This window comes from Nocardia sp. NPDC047654, from assembly GCF_043205035.1.
Taxonomy (GTDB): domain Bacteria; phylum Actinomycetota; class Actinomycetes; order Mycobacteriales; family Mycobacteriaceae; genus Nocardia.
Genome location: NZ_JBIDDF010000001.1, coordinates 810,779 through 823,654, shown reverse-complemented (window position 1 = coordinate 823,654; position 12,876 = coordinate 810,779). Strand labels below are relative to the sequence as shown.

The 12,876-nt window shown below is 69.7% G+C and carries 12 protein-coding genes; 6 read left to right on the top strand and 6 right to left on the bottom strand.

Annotated elements, in window-relative coordinates:
• Positions 1-146: 146 nt before the first annotated feature.
• Together ACGF7Y_RS03930 and ACGF7Y_RS03925 are read right to left on the bottom strand one after the other, a co-directional pair.
• Positions 147-1,706, bottom strand: coding sequence for a flavin-containing monooxygenase (locus ACGF7Y_RS03930; protein WP_393228885.1), 1,560 nt, complete (start codon positions 1,704-1,706; stop codon positions 147-149).
• A 58-nt stretch (positions 1,707-1,764) separates the two neighbouring features.
• Positions 1,765-2,997, bottom strand: a complete 1,233-nt coding sequence (locus ACGF7Y_RS03925; protein WP_393228883.1) for a cytochrome P450 — start codon at positions 2,995-2,997, stop codon at positions 1,765-1,767.
• Between the two features lie 169 nt (positions 2,998-3,166).
• Here ACGF7Y_RS03925 and ACGF7Y_RS03920 point away from each other — a divergent pair, with 169 nt between their 5' ends.
• Both ACGF7Y_RS03920 and ACGF7Y_RS03915 read left to right on the top strand, forming a co-directional pair.
• Positions 3,167-4,396: an MFS transporter gene (locus ACGF7Y_RS03920; RefSeq protein WP_393228880.1), complete on the top strand. Its 1,230-nt coding sequence runs from the start codon at positions 3,167-3,169 to the stop codon at positions 4,394-4,396.
• A 225-nt stretch (positions 4,397-4,621) separates the two neighbouring features.
• Positions 4,622-5,161 (top strand): GNAT family N-acetyltransferase, encoded by a 540-nt coding sequence (locus tag ACGF7Y_RS03915; protein WP_393228878.1) that lies wholly within the window; start codon positions 4,622-4,624, stop codon positions 5,159-5,161.
• A 7-nt stretch (positions 5,162-5,168) separates the two neighbouring features.
• Here ACGF7Y_RS03915 and ACGF7Y_RS03910 read toward each other — a convergent pair whose 3' ends face one another.
• The 3 genes from ACGF7Y_RS03910 to zapE all read right to left on the bottom strand — a co-directional run bounded on the left by ACGF7Y_RS03910 (position 5,169) and on the right by zapE (position 7,852).
• Positions 5,169-5,921, bottom strand: coding sequence for an alpha/beta fold hydrolase (locus tag ACGF7Y_RS03910; RefSeq protein ID WP_393228876.1), 753 nt, complete (start codon positions 5,919-5,921; stop codon positions 5,169-5,171).
• A gap of 64 nt (positions 5,922-5,985) precedes the next feature.
• Positions 5,986-6,768: a tyrosine-protein phosphatase gene (locus tag ACGF7Y_RS03905; RefSeq protein ID WP_393228874.1), complete on the bottom strand. Its 783-nt coding sequence runs from the start codon at positions 6,766-6,768 to the stop codon at positions 5,986-5,988.
• A gap of 67 nt (positions 6,769-6,835) precedes the next feature.
• Positions 6,836-7,852 (bottom strand): cell division protein ZapE, encoded by a 1,017-nt coding sequence (gene zapE, locus ACGF7Y_RS03900; protein ID WP_357115782.1) that lies wholly within the window; start codon positions 7,850-7,852, stop codon positions 6,836-6,838.
• 35 nt (positions 7,853-7,887) lie between these two features.
• Here zapE and ACGF7Y_RS03895 point away from each other — a divergent pair, with 35 nt between their 5' ends.
• The 4 genes from ACGF7Y_RS03895 to msrB all read left to right on the top strand — a co-directional run bounded on the left by ACGF7Y_RS03895 (position 7,888) and on the right by msrB (position 12,093).
• Positions 7,888-8,649, top strand: a complete 762-nt coding sequence (locus ACGF7Y_RS03895) for a pyrimidine reductase family protein (protein ID WP_393228872.1) — start codon at positions 7,888-7,890, stop codon at positions 8,647-8,649.
• 31 nt (positions 8,650-8,680) lie between these two features.
• Positions 8,681-10,228: an alpha/beta hydrolase gene (locus ACGF7Y_RS03890; protein ID WP_393228869.1), complete on the top strand. Its 1,548-nt coding sequence runs from the start codon at positions 8,681-8,683 to the stop codon at positions 10,226-10,228.
• Between the two features lie 81 nt (positions 10,229-10,309).
• Positions 10,310-11,653, top strand: a complete 1,344-nt coding sequence (locus ACGF7Y_RS03885; RefSeq protein WP_393228866.1) for a glycosyltransferase family 87 protein — start codon at positions 10,310-10,312, stop codon at positions 11,651-11,653.
• On the top strand, positions 11,650-12,093 hold the full coding sequence (gene msrB / locus ACGF7Y_RS03880) for a peptide-methionine (R)-S-oxide reductase MsrB (protein WP_357034243.1): 444 nt from the start codon (positions 11,650-11,652) through the stop codon (positions 12,091-12,093). Before ACGF7Y_RS03885 ends, msrB begins: the two co-directional genes overlap by 4 nt.
• Positions 12,094-12,178: 85 nt before the next feature.
• Here msrB and hemQ read toward each other — a convergent pair whose 3' ends face one another.
• Positions 12,179-12,874: a hydrogen peroxide-dependent heme synthase gene (gene hemQ / locus ACGF7Y_RS03875; protein WP_062976055.1), complete on the bottom strand. Its 696-nt coding sequence runs from the start codon at positions 12,872-12,874 to the stop codon at positions 12,179-12,181.
• Between the last annotated feature and the right edge of the window lie 2 nt (positions 12,875-12,876).

The window sequence follows — 12,876 nt, the reverse complement described above, 5'->3', positions numbered from 1 at the left end:
ACCGGAGCAGTCGCTGCGCGTGGGGCGCCGATCTGCCCGCCGCCTACCGCGTCGGCACGATAGAACCGGATCGGCGCGCCGGATCACTCCGCGCGCCACATACCCCACCACAGGGCGGATCGCCGCGTGGCCGGGGCAACGGAAGCCTAGCGGCCGACCCGGCCGCCGCCGCCCTCGTAGGGAAGCAGTTCCGCCTCGATCGGGGTGGTCGGCGGCGCCACCGGTCCCCGCCCCGGCTTGCGGCGGGTGGCCAGTCCCCGGTAGGACTCCGGCTTGATCCGGCGGAACACCTGCGCCAGACGCGTGTGCAGGGGCAGACGGAACTTCAGGTCGCCGAGCATCTCGTCGATATTCTGGATGGAGAACGGGACGACCGCCGTGCCGTGTGCGTGGTGGCCGGGCGTACGTTCCTCCATCCAGCGCAGGCGGGCGTCGATCTGCTCGTCGAGTTTCTCGGCGGGCGGCAGATCGAGCCTGCCGGTGAGCAGCGCGGCGGTCCAGTGCGCGGCGACCTCGGCGTTCAGCGTGCTGATGACCGACGAGTTGTAGCCGGCGAAGGTGAGGTTCGGGACCTCGAGCGGCAGGATCTGGCGGTGCAGGCGGAAGTTGCCGTGCTCGTCGGTGAGCCTGCGCTGGATATACGGCGTGAGGAAGGGCACGCGCTGCTGGAATCCGGTCGCGCAGATCACGACGTCGGCCTGCAGCACCTGCCCGGTGGACAGCCGGAGCCCGGGCGCCGCCTTCGGACCGCCGCCCATCTCGGTGATCGTCGTGTCCCGGTGCACCGTGATGCGCCCGTTGGCCACCTGCTCGTAGAAGCCCTCGCTCACCAGGCCGACGGTGCTGTCGGCGATCTCCTCGAACCGCCCGCCGGGCACCAGACCGAGTTCGCGCAGGTGGGAGTGCTTGGTGACCAGCTCCTGGATCAGGTCGAAGTTGCTGATTCGCACCGATTCCCCTGGTCCGTCCAGGAATCGGTCCATCCAGCGCGGCCGCAGGTAATGGAAGTGCGCCTCACCGAAGCGAGTCAGCATCAGCCGTTCGTAGTCGATCACCCGGGCCAGCTTGCGCGGCATCTTCCACAGCAGCCGCCGGGCCACCACCGAGGTGGAGGCCGCGACCTCGCTGACCGCGGTGGCGATGTCGCAGGCGGACTTGCCGTAACCCACCACGACGACCGACTTGCCGCGCACCGACTCCAAATCGGTGAACTCCGAGGAGTGGCACAGGCGACCGCCCGCCGCGCGGAACCAGTCCGCGCCGCGATACTCCGGCATCGCCGGGTCGCTGAAGATGCCGTTGGCGATCACCAGGTGGTCGCACGAGGCCCGATGAATTCCGCTCTCGTCGCGAATTTCCAGCAACCAGCCACTGTCCACCGGATCGGCGGCCACCACTTCGGTGCGCAACCGCAGGTGCTCGGTCAGCCCGAAGTGCTCGGCGTAGGCGGCCAGATAGGCCTGCATGTGCGGCCCGTCGAGGACGCGCGGGTAGTCGGCGGGCATGGGGAAGTCGGAGAAGTGATACGTGTCCTTGGAGTTCTGCGTTTGCAGTCCCGGGTATCGCCGGGTCGCGCTCCACACGCCACCGATATCGGGTGCGCGGTCGAAAATCTCGACCGGAAAACCCTCCTGTTTCAGCACTTTCGCGCAGGCGAGACCTGCGATACCCGCACCGACGATCCCGATGCGGCTTCCGCTTGTCATGCGCAGGAGACTACGTCGCCCGCGGCGCGCAGCAAAGTCGGTCGACCGAATCCGCTCTTCAGCGTACTGCGGGCGCACTCGCCGCAACGACGGGAAGCTCGAGCAGCCCGCGGATCAGGATGCTCTCCCGCCACCGCAGGTCCATGTCGTCGAAGGCGGGCCGCAGCAGCGGATAGTGCCGCACCAGACTGGTCAGCGCGACGCGGGCCTCGAGCCGGGCCAGACCCGCCCCGAGGCAGTAGTGGATGCCGTGGCCGAAGGCCAGGTGACCGTTCGCGCCGCGATCCGGGTCGAATGCGCCGGGCGCGGTGAAGTGCTGTTCATCGTGATTGGCCGAGGCCACCGAGACCAGCACCAGCTCCCCCGCCGGGATGACGCTGTCACCCAGCCGCACCGGCGCGGTGGTGTACCGCAGGGTGGCCACATTGACCGGTCCGTTGTAGCGCAGCATCTCCTCCACCAGCGGTGCGACGCCCGCTGGGTCCTCGCGCAGGGCCTGATAGCGGGACGGATCGGCCAGAAGTTCCAGCACGCTGTTGCCGATCAGGTTCACCGTGGTCTCGTGACCGGCCACCAGGATCAGGAAGGCCATGGAGATCAGCTCGTCGTGGCTGAGCCGGTCCCCCTCCTCGGTGACGAGCAGCAGCTGCGAGATCAGATCCTCGCCCAGACCCTCCGCGCGCCGTCGGGCGATCAGCCCATCGAAGTAGTCGACGATGGCGTCGGTCGCGGTGCGCATACTCTCCGGCGTGGACATGGGACTGTCCACCACGGCCGCCGACCACTCCCGGAACCGCGCGCGGTCCTCGACCGGCACGCCGAGCAGTTCGCAGATCACGGTGATGGGCAGCGGGAAGGCGTACTCCGCGAGCAGGTCGACGGGCCCTGCGCCCGCGGTGCGGTCCATCGCGTCGAGCAAATCCTCCGCGATCGCCACGATCCGTTCCGCCAGGGCCTCTGTTCGCGCGGGTGCGAACGCCGGGGTGACGAGTTTGCGCAGCCGCGAGTGCCGGGGCGGGTCGGCGTTGAGCAGATGGTGGCTCAGGCGCTGGTTGACCGCGGTGAGGCCGCTGTCGCCCGAGGCTGATCGCCGTGCGTGGGCGCCCACCGGAGTGCGCGGGTCCTTGCGGACGTCGGGATGGCGCAGTACCTGCTTGGCGGCGTCGTAGTCGACCACCAGCCAGGCGCGAACGCCGGTACGCAAGCGGATCCGGTGCACCGGCCCCTCGGCGCGCAACTGCTGGTAGAAGGCATGCGGGGTGTGAAAGAAGTCCGCGGGCAGCTCTCTCATCCGGTCGGTTCCCCCTCGGTTCGCGAGTGTTGTTGCGGCCCTTCGATAGTGACACCGATCACCGGCGGCGGCCAGGCCGCGCGCCCGGACGTGCCGTCCGATCACCGTGGCCGATCGCCCCGGCCGGGGTCGCCGCGCGCCGTCGCCACTGCCCGGCTACCCTGCGCCCATGAGTTCGATCGCGCCCGTCCTGCGGCGCGCCCGGATCGCGAACTCGCTCGCGTTCGGTTCGCAGGGCTTCTTCCTCGCCGTCGTGCTGACCGAATTGCCGCAGCAGAAGGAGCATTTCGGCCTTTCGGACGGGGTGATCGCCGTCTCGGTGGTGCTGATCTCGCTGCTGGCGGGCGGCGGCAGCGTGCTGGCGGAGCGGCTGGCGCTGCGCTGGTCCAGCCGCGCGGCGGTGCGGATCGGGCTGCTGCTCGTGGCCGTCACCGGCTCGGCGGCGGCGTTCGCCCCGAACACGGCCCTGCTGGTGGCAGCGCTCGGCTGCTACGGGACCGCGGTGGGGATCGTCGACGCGGGCACCAACATGCAGGCGGTGTTCATCCAGCACGGGTACGGGACGTTCATCCTGTCGTCGTTCTACGCCGCGTGGAGCGCCGGGACCATTGCCGGGGCGCTGTTCGTCTCGGGGTGCGAGGCGCTGGAGGTGACGCTGCGGGAATCGCTGCTCGTCGCAGCGGCGATCGTGCTACTGCTCGGCTGGGCGCTGGGGCCGAGGCTGCTCGGCGCGCGGGACGCGGAGACCAGTCCCATCGAGACCGCCGCACCCGGGCCGGCCGTCGCGTTGCGCGCGTATCTCGCACTCGGGATCGCGGCGGCGTTCGTCTTCGCCGTCGACCTGGCGGTGGGCAACTGGTCGGCCCTGTACCTCACCGATGACCTGCTCGCCGGTTCGGCGACCGCGGCACTCGCCTTCGCGGCGTATCAGGGGACGTCGCTGGTCGCCAGGGTCGCGGGCGATGCGCTTGTGCGCCGTTTCGGCCCGCGCAAGGTGGTGCGGACCGCGGCGGGCATGGGGGTTTTCGGCCTGGCGCTCGTGGTGGCCGCGCCGAGTCCGGCCGTCGCGATCGCGGGCTTCCTCGTGGCGGGTGCCGGGCTGCCCGTGATCGCGCCGTTGTGCTTCAGCGCTGCCGGGCAACTGGCGACGGGGCGGGAACTCGACGCACTGATCGCGCGTCTCAACCTGTTCAACTATGCGGGGACCCTGCTGGGCGGCGGCGTGGTCGGTGCGGTCGCGGCGAGTGCCGGGCACCGCGCGGGCTTCGTGATCCCGCTGCTGTTCGCCGTGGCTTTGATCGCCCTGTCCCGCGTCTTCCACTCCCAGCGCGTCGCGAGCGCGCCTACCGCTCCCCGCCCGGAGACGCTGGACCAGCCCACCGAGTCCGGCGCGGGGTAGGCCGTGGCGGGCGTCGTCGGCGCTGATCGGGTGGCCGCGGGTGGATTCCGCGTGACGCTCAGCGGTGCAGGTACCGGCCTTGTCGCCCGCCACGAATCTCGGCGTCGATCGCCCCGGCACCGCCGCGGGCGCATCACACCCTGCGGAAGCGACCGGATCACGTGAGGGCGAACGCGGTGGCCATGAAATGACATTCTCATCTGGTCATGTGCTCTGATGGAGGGTATGAGCAACCTCCCCGTCATCGTCGACCGGGCCGGGCTGTGGGACGCGGAAGCGCTCAGCGACGTCGCGGCGGCGACCTTTCCGCTCGCCTGTCCGCCCGAGGCGACGCCCGACGACATCGATGTCTTCGTCGGCGAAGCGCTGTCGGGCGAACGCTTCGGCGAATACCTCAACGACCCGGCCAGGATCGTGCTCAAAGCCGTCGCGGACGACGAGATCGTCGGATACGCGATGCTGGTCACGGGCGACCCGGCCGACCCAGCGGTGGTGGAATCGGTCAGGCTGCACCCGATGGTGGAGATCAGCAAGATGTACGTGCTACCCGGCCACCACGGCACGGGGGTCTCCACCGCGCTGATGAAGGCCGCGCTGGACTGGGCGCGCGCCGAGGGGCATCCCGGCGTCTGGCTCGGCGTCAACCAGGAGAACGCGCGCGCCCGGCGCTTCTACGCGAAGCACGGCTTCGCCGAGGTGGGCACCAGGACATTCACCGTCGGCAACCAGGTGCATCACGACTACGTGCTGCGGCTGGTCTTCTAGTTCCGGCTCAGCGCAGGAAATCCACGAGCGCGGTGTGGAACGCGGGGTTCATCACCGCCATCAGGTGATCGCCGGGCACCACGGCGAGCGCGCCGTTCGGCAGCGCCGCGGCGAGGCGCTCGGGTTCGGCGGCGAACGGGTCGTCGGCACCCGCCAGCACCAGTGCGGGCACGGTGACGTCCGCCAGGGTCTCGATGGGTCGGTCGTCGAGACCCGTCGCCACGGCGTGGATGGCGTCCACGTCGGCCCCCACCGCGTCGGCCAGCACCCGGAACATCTTCGCGGTCGGTGACGCGCCCGCGCCGTCGCCGGTCATCGCGGCCTGCAGGTCGGGCAGGTCGATCACGCGGCGGTCGACGCCGCCGCAGTCCAGCACACCCGAACCGATGCCGCCGACGGCCAGCCGCCGCACCCGCCGGTCGGTCGCGGCCACCATCAGCGAGATCACTCCGCCCATCGAGTATCCGACCTGCGCGACTTCGTCGAAGCCCAGCTCGTCGTAGAGCGCGCGCACGTCACGCGCCATGGTCTGCCACGAGTACCGCGCCGCCTCGTGCGGCTTGCCGGAGCGACCGTGGCCCCGCGCATCCAGGGAGACCACGGTGCGCCCGGCGGCTTGCAGGGCCCCGACCACGCCGGTGCTCATCCAGTTCGCATTGGTGTCCGCGACCACCCCGTGCTGCAGCACGACCGGGACGCCCTCGCCCTCCCAGACCCGGTAATTGAGTTCCAGGCCGTCCCATGTCTCAAACTTCGCCATGCCGGGATCGTAGTGCACGCCACGCCCCGGGACCGCCGAAGTGAAGGTTCGGCCGAGACGCCGCTCAGCCCAGCAGTCGGGCCCGCAGGGCGCCGATCTCGCCGTCGGTGAGCCTCAGTCCGTTCCGGACGTAGGCGTCGAAACTGCCATAGGTCTGGTTCGCCTGGTCGAAGGCGGCGTCGAGCCAGGACTCCTGGACACCGTTGAGCGGATCGTCCTGGCTCGCGTTGCGGAACCGGTTGGACAACAGGAAGTCCTCTGTGACGGTGGCCCGATCCACCCCGAGCAGGGTGAGCAGCACCGCCGCCGTCCAGCCGGTGCGATCCTTGCCCGCGGTGCAGTGGAACAGCACCGCCCCGTCTGCGCCGGTGATGTCGCGCAGCACCGACGCGAACGCCTCGTTCGCGCCCGGCGCGGTGATGAACGCGCGATACAGCCCATCGCCTCCGGTGAGCGTGGTGGCGATGACCTCCGGCGGAGCATGGCCGATCACGTCGGCCCAGTGCGCCGTCGCGCCAGCGGGTAGCCGGTCGGGCCCGAGCGCCCGCTCGTAGACCGTGCGCAGGTCGTGAACGGAGCGCACACGGCGATCGCTCAGCGCGGCCAGATCCTCCGGCGTCGCGTTGTTCAGCTGCCCGGTGCGAAACACCAGACCGGTGCGCACGATCCGGCCGACGACCGTGCGGTACCCGCCGATGTCGCGGGCGTTCTGCACCCCCCGCAGATGCAGGGCGGGATCGGCTACGACGGCCGCGGGCGGGTCGGCCTGTGCGATGCCTGCTACCGGTCCGAAGGCGACCGCCAGACCGGCTGCCATCGCGACCGGGGCACGGAAACCAGGGGTCATTCGGCTGCTCCGATCATCGGTTCTCGGGCTCGCATCCGTCGTTCTCGTCGGAGGGTCGAGGTCGGCGTCAGGCCGCGACTTCGAACCGCGACAGCGCGAGAAGGCGCGAGATGGCGCGCAAGTACTTCTTGCGGTAACCACCCTCGAGCATCTCTGCGGAGAAGATCTCGTCGAGTTTCGCACCCGACACCGTCACCGGGATGCTCGCGTCGTAGAGCCGATCGGCCAGCACCACGATGCGCAGCGCCACGGCCTGATCGGTGACCGGATGCACGTTCGAGACGAACACCGACGACACTCCGGAGATCAGCGCGCCGTACTTCGACGGATGCAGCGTGCTGAGGTGCTTCAGCAGCGCGTCGAACTCGTCGAGGGTGGCGCCCGGTGTGCTCGCGGCCCGCTCGGCAAGCACCTCCGGCGCGGTGGGCGCCGGGGCGGGCGGCAGGTCGCGGTGGCGGTAGTCCGGCCCGTCGACGCGCACCGCCTCGAAGATGGCGCCCAGCTTCTTGATCTCGCGCAGGAAATCCTGTGCGGCGAAACGTCCTTCGCCGAGCTGACCCGGCAAGGTGTTCGACGTGGCCGCGATCGAGACGCCGGCGGCGGACAGTTCGGTGAGCAACCGGGATACCAGCATGGTGTCGCCGGGATCGTCGAGTTCGAATTCGTCGATGCACAGCACGCTGTTGCCCGACAGACGCTCGAGAGCGTTGGCGAACCCGAGCGCGCCGACCAGATTGGTCAGCTCGCCGAACGTGCCGAACGACTTGGGCGCGGGCGAGCTGTGGAAGATCGAGGCCAGCAGGTGGGTCTTGCCGACACCGAACCCACCGTCCAGATACAGGCCCGCGCCGCTGACCTGCTTCTTCTTACCGAAGAAGCTCTTCTTGTTGGCGGCCTTGCTGATCTTGGCGACCTGCCCGGCGAACTCCTCGGCCTTGCCGACCGCGGCCGCCTGGCTCGGTTCCTTCGGGTCTGGGATGTAGGAGGCGAAGCTCACCTCGTCGAACATGGGCGGAGGCACCATCTGGGCGACGAGCTGATCGGCCGGGACCTCCGGGTGGCGATCGACGAGGCGTTCTTGCATGAACGAAGCCTAGAGACGTGGTGTGATCTGGTCTCATGCAGCGTAGCCAGAATGCGATCCAGCTCACAGGACTCGGCCCCGACGACCTCGCGCAGTTGTACGCCTTCCCCACCGCGCTCGACGCGCCTTTGGTCAGGGCCAATTTCGTCTCCAGCATCGACGGCGCGGCGACCAGCGGGAACCTCACCGAAGGACTGGGCACGCCGGCCGACCGGACAGTGTTCATGTTGCTGCGGGAACTGGCGGAGGTGATCGTGGTGGGCGCGGGCACGGCGCGCGCGGAGAACTACGGCGGGGCGCGTACCGATCCGGCGCGCAGGCGCGCGTTCCACGAGCGCGGCATCGGGGGCCATCCCGACGGCGCCCCGCCGCCGATCGCGGTGGTCACGGCGAGCGCGGCGCTCGACCCGGGCGCGCGCCTGTTCACCGATACCCAGGTGCCGCCACTGATCATCACGACGGTCACCGCACCCGCCGACCGCAAACAACGCTTGGCGGACGCGGGCGCCGAGGTGATCGAAGCGGGTGACATCGCGGTGACGCCGGCCGGCCTGATGCGGGTACTCACCGAGCGCGGCCTGCTGCGTGTGCTCACCGAAGGCGGCCCGCACCTGTTCGGCGAGCTGCTGGAGGCCGACGTCGTCGACGAACTCTGCCTGACCACCGCACCACTGCTGGTCGGCGGCGCGGCGCGGCGAATCTCGCTGTCCGCCCACGAGTTCCGCGTCCGTATGACGCGCGCGCACGTGCTGCTGGACGACGACGGCACGATGCTCACCCGGTGGGCCCGTCGATGAAAGAACCACCCGAACCTGGCAGGCTGTAGCAATGCGCTGGACTCGGGCCGCCGTGCTTGCCGCCACCCTCTCGATCGTGACCGCCGGTTGCGGCGCGGGACCGTCGGATCGTCCCGGTGTCGCGGTGCAGCGCCCGCCCGTCGCGGGCACCGCGACGACCTCCGCCGCACCCGCGCCGCCGCCGAGCGCCGAGCTGCCCAAGACCGACCTCAGCTGGCGTGAATGCACCCAGCCGACCTTGGATCAACTCGGGCTCGGTCCCGCGCCCGCGGGGCTGGTGCTCGACTGCGCCGAGTACTCCACCCCGATCGACTCGACCGGCGCGGTGCTGGGCAGCTTCCGGGCCGGCGCGTTGCGCGCCAGGCTGGCGCAGACCCCCGCCGACGCGCCGCCGCTGGTGCTCACCTCCGGTTCGGATCGCTCTTCCTCCGCGACCCTGGCCGGATTGGCCGCGGGCCCGGCCTCCGCGCTGCTGGCCGCCCGCCCGATCGTCGCGGTGGACCGGCGCGGCATCGGCACCTCACAGCCGATCGACTGCCTGCCTGCGGACATCCGCCGCGGTCTGGCCGAGAATGCCCAGTCCGCGGGCGACCCGGTGGCGCGGATGACGAAGCTGAGCCAGGACGGCACCATCGCCTGCCGCGACTTCCTGCAGCCCTACGAGGGCGCCTTCGACGCGCCGCACGCCGCCGACGACATCGAACAATTGCGCAGGCAGTGGCAGGTGGAGCACATCTCGCTACTGGGCACGGGCAACGGGGCGAAGGTCGCGCTCAGCTATGCCCGCAAATACGGTGACCATCTCGCCCGGCTGACACTCGACTCCCCCGAGCCGGTCGGGACCGACTCCGTGACCCGTGCCGAACAAGCCGTGCAGGGCGCCGAGGCGGCCCTGACGGCGTTCGCGCAGCGCTGCGTCGGCGTCGGCTGCTCGCTCGGCGCCGACCCGCGCGCCGCGGTCATCGATCTGGTGAACCGGGCCGCGAGCGGTGGCCTCGGCGATATCTCGGCGAACGCCCTGCTCACCGCGGTGTCGGGCTTTCTCGGCAGCCCGCGTGCCGACCAGGCCGCTCGGGTCGCCGAGCTGTCCGACGCGCTCGCCGCGGCCGGACGCGGCGACCGGGGCCCGCTGGACGCTCTGATCACCCGTGAAAGCGCGGCTATCGCGAGCGACGGCCAGTTCGTCAACCGGTGCACCGACACGCAGCTGCCGCCGACGCCGGACAAGGCCAACGAGCTCGCAGGCACCTGGGCCGGCAAATATCCCGTCTTCGGCAAAGCGGCGGCCATCGGACTGATGGAGTGCGCCGCCTGGCCGGTGTCGACCGCACCACCGATGCCGGAGAAGCTGGATATCCCGGTGCTGGTACTCGGCGGGGTCGCCGACCCGGTGGTCGGCAACGGTGGTCAGTCGTCGGTGACCGGCGCGCTCGGTTCCGCCGGTGCCCGTCACGCGGCGCTGTCCTGGCAGGGCTTCGGCCATCCGGTGGCCACGCACTCGGGCTGCGCGCAGCGGGCGGTCGTCGACTATCTGAAGGACGGCAAACTCCCCGCAGACGGTACCGCCTGCCCGGCCTAGCGCCGCTCGAGCGGCTGATCGAGCGGCGAGTCGGGCAGGTCCGGCCAACCGCCGGTAACCGATCCGGTGTACCGTGCCCCAGTGTTCCTTCGACCGCTCGAGCCCCGGACCGCTCGCACCACCGCCGAGGTGATCAAGTTCGCACTCTGGCCCCTGGCGGTCATGACCGTGCTGAACCGGGTTTTCATCAAGGCTGTCAACGGCTTCATCACCGACGACTACCGGCCGGTCTACCAGGCGTCGCTCGACTTCTTGAACGGGCGTCCGGTGTACACCGCGAACTTCGACTCGGTGGACCCGCATTATCTGTACCCGCCCAGCGGCACCCTGCTGATCGCGCCGATCGCGGCCATCGACTACGAGAAGTCGCGCTGGCTGTTCATCGCCCTGAACGCGATCGCGATTCTCATCGCCTGGTACCTGCTGCTGCGGCTGTTCCGCTACACGCTGAACTCGGTCGCCGCGCCCGCGCTGCTGCTGGCGATGTTCACGTCCGAGACCGTGATCAACACACTCGTGTTCACCAACGTCAACGGCTGTGTGCTGCTGGCGGAGCTGATCTTCATCCACCTGCTGCTGAAACGGCGCGACCTGTGGGCGGGCGCCGCGCTCGGATTGAGTATCGCGGTCAAACCGACACTCGCTCCGTTGCTTTTGATCGCGCTCGTGCGCGGGCAGTGGAAGGTGTTCGTCACCGCGCTCGGCGTGCCGCTGGCGTTGACCGCGATCGCCTGGCCGCTGTCGAAGGATCCGGAGAAGTTCCTCACCCGCACCGCGCCCTACATCTTCGAATCGCGCGACTACTTCAACAGCGCGATCGTCGGCAACGGCGAGTACTACGGGCTGCCGCCGTGGCTGACCTGGGGTATGCGCGTGGTGCTCGGTGTGCTCGTGCTGATCTCGCTGTGGCTGCTGTACCGCTACTACCGCGAGGACGAGCTGTTCTTCGTCTGCACCGCCTCCGGCGTGCTGCTGACCGCCTCGTTCCTGCTCAGCTCGCTGGGGCAGATGTACTACTCGATGATGCTGTTCCCGTTCCTGATGACGGTGGTGCTGCGCAACTCGGTGCTGCGCAACTGGCCGGCCTGGCTGGCGATCTTCGGGTTCATGAGCTACGACAAGTGGCTGTCGGACCGCTGGCAGCACATCGGCCGCAACCTGGAATACCTGCGCATCACCTTCGGCTGGGGTCTGCTGCTCATCGTGGTGTTCTGTGTGCTCGGCGACCGCTATCTGGCCGCGCGGCGGGAAGGCAGGCTGCCGTTCGGCATCGATCCCGCGTGGATGAGGTCCGCGCCGGACCCGCGCGGCGAGGCGCCGCAGCGTTCCGTCCCGGCGGCCGACCCGGCCCCGGCCGCGGAAACCCCCAGGCCACACAACGGCTCGGCGCCGGTGGAGCAGAATCGTATTAGCGTGGAACCATGAGTTCCGAAGCCGAGACGTCCCTGCCCGCGCCGCGCATTCAGCTCACGCCGCAGGAATGGCGAGTGAAGCTGGATCCCGAGGAATACGCGGTGCTACGCGAGGCCGCCACCGAGCGGCCGTTCGTCGGCGAGTACACCGACACCAAGACCGAGGGCGTCTACGTGTGCCGGGCCTGCGGCGCCGAGTTGTTCCGCAGCACCGAGAAGTTCGACTCGCACTGCGGCTGGCCGTCCTTCTTCGATCCGGCGGCGTCCGACGCGGTGATTCTCCGGTCGGACGACTCGCTCGGCATGCACCGGGTCGAAGTGCTGTGCGCGAACTGCCACAGCCACCTCGGCCACGTGTTCGAGGGCGAGGGGTACAACACGCCCACCGACAAGCGCTACTGCATCAACTCCATCGCCCTGCGACTGCACCCCTCGGACAGCGCAGCGGAGTAACAGCCCGACGCTCACCGGCAGCGTACGGAGTCCCAGCCGCTCGGCGCATGCCCCGAAAACTCTGGGCAAGCGGTCCGGTGCCGCATCAGGGCAGAGCGGCGATCAGTTCCTCCACCTCGACGCGGGGGCCGGTGAAGAACGGGATCTCTTCGCGCACGTGCCGCCGGGCGTCGGTGGCCCGCAGATCGCGCATCAAATCGACGATGCGGTGCAGTTCGGGCGCCTCGAACGCCAGGATCCACTCGTAGTCGCCGAGCGCGAACGAGCTGACGGTGTTGGCCCGCACGTCCGGGTAGTCACGCGCGGCCTTGCCGTGCTCGGCCAGCATCCGGCGGCGTTCCTCGTCGGGCAGCAGATACCACTCGTAGGACCGGACGAACGGGTACACGCAGATGTAGGCGCCCGGCTCCTCGCCGGCCAGGAACGCCGGGATGTGGCTCTTGTTGAACTCGGCGGGACGGTGCAGCGCCGCGTTGCTCCAGACCGGCGCGCTGGCCCGGCCCAGCTCGGTGGTGCGGCGGAAGTCGGCGTAAACGGCCTGCAGGTCCTCGATCCGCTCGGCGTGCGTCCAGATCATGAAATCGGCGTCGGCGCGCATCCCTGCCACGTCGTAGATGCCGCGGACCACCACATCGCGGTCGGCGAGACCATCGAAGAACGCCTTGGCCTCCTTGGTCGCGGCGTCCCGGTCCTCGCCCAGCACTCCGGGTTGCACCTGGAAAACCGAGAACATCAGGTAGCGGATGGTGGAGTTGAGAGCTTGATAGTCGAGTCGCGCCATAG

Excerpts from the sequence above, each read along its gene's own strand:
- ACGF7Y_RS03930 (WP_393228885.1), bottom strand. The coding sequence starts at position 1,706 with ATGACAAGCGGAAGCCGCATCGGGATCGTCGGTGCGGGTATCGCAGGT.
- ACGF7Y_RS03925 (WP_393228883.1), bottom strand. The coding sequence starts at position 2,997 with ATGAGAGAGCTGCCCGCGGACTTCTTTCACACCCCGCATGCCTTCTAC.
- ACGF7Y_RS03920 (WP_393228880.1), top strand. The coding sequence starts at position 3,167 with ATGAGTTCGATCGCGCCCGTCCTGCGGCGCGCCCGGATCGCGAACTCG.
- ACGF7Y_RS03915 (WP_393228878.1), top strand. The coding sequence starts at position 4,622 with ATGAGCAACCTCCCCGTCATCGTCGACCGGGCCGGGCTGTGGGACGCG.
- ACGF7Y_RS03910 (WP_393228876.1), bottom strand. The coding sequence starts at position 5,921 with ATGGCGAAGTTTGAGACATGGGACGGCCTGGAACTCAATTACCGGGTC.
- ACGF7Y_RS03905 (WP_393228874.1), bottom strand. The coding sequence starts at position 6,768 with ATGACCCCTGGTTTCCGTGCCCCGGTCGCGATGGCAGCCGGTCTGGCG.
- zapE (WP_357115782.1), bottom strand. The coding sequence starts at position 7,852 with ATGCAAGAACGCCTCGTCGATCGCCACCCGGAGGTCCCGGCCGATCAG.
- ACGF7Y_RS03895 (WP_393228872.1), top strand. The coding sequence starts at position 7,888 with ATGCAGCGTAGCCAGAATGCGATCCAGCTCACAGGACTCGGCCCCGAC.
- ACGF7Y_RS03890 (WP_393228869.1), top strand. The coding sequence starts at position 8,681 with ATGCGCTGGACTCGGGCCGCCGTGCTTGCCGCCACCCTCTCGATCGTG.
- msrB (WP_357034243.1), top strand. The coding sequence starts at position 11,650 with ATGAGTTCCGAAGCCGAGACGTCCCTGCCCGCGCCGCGCATTCAGCTC.
- hemQ (WP_062976055.1), bottom strand. The coding sequence starts at position 12,874 with ATGGCGCGACTCGACTATCAAGCTCTCAACTCCACCATCCGCTACCTG.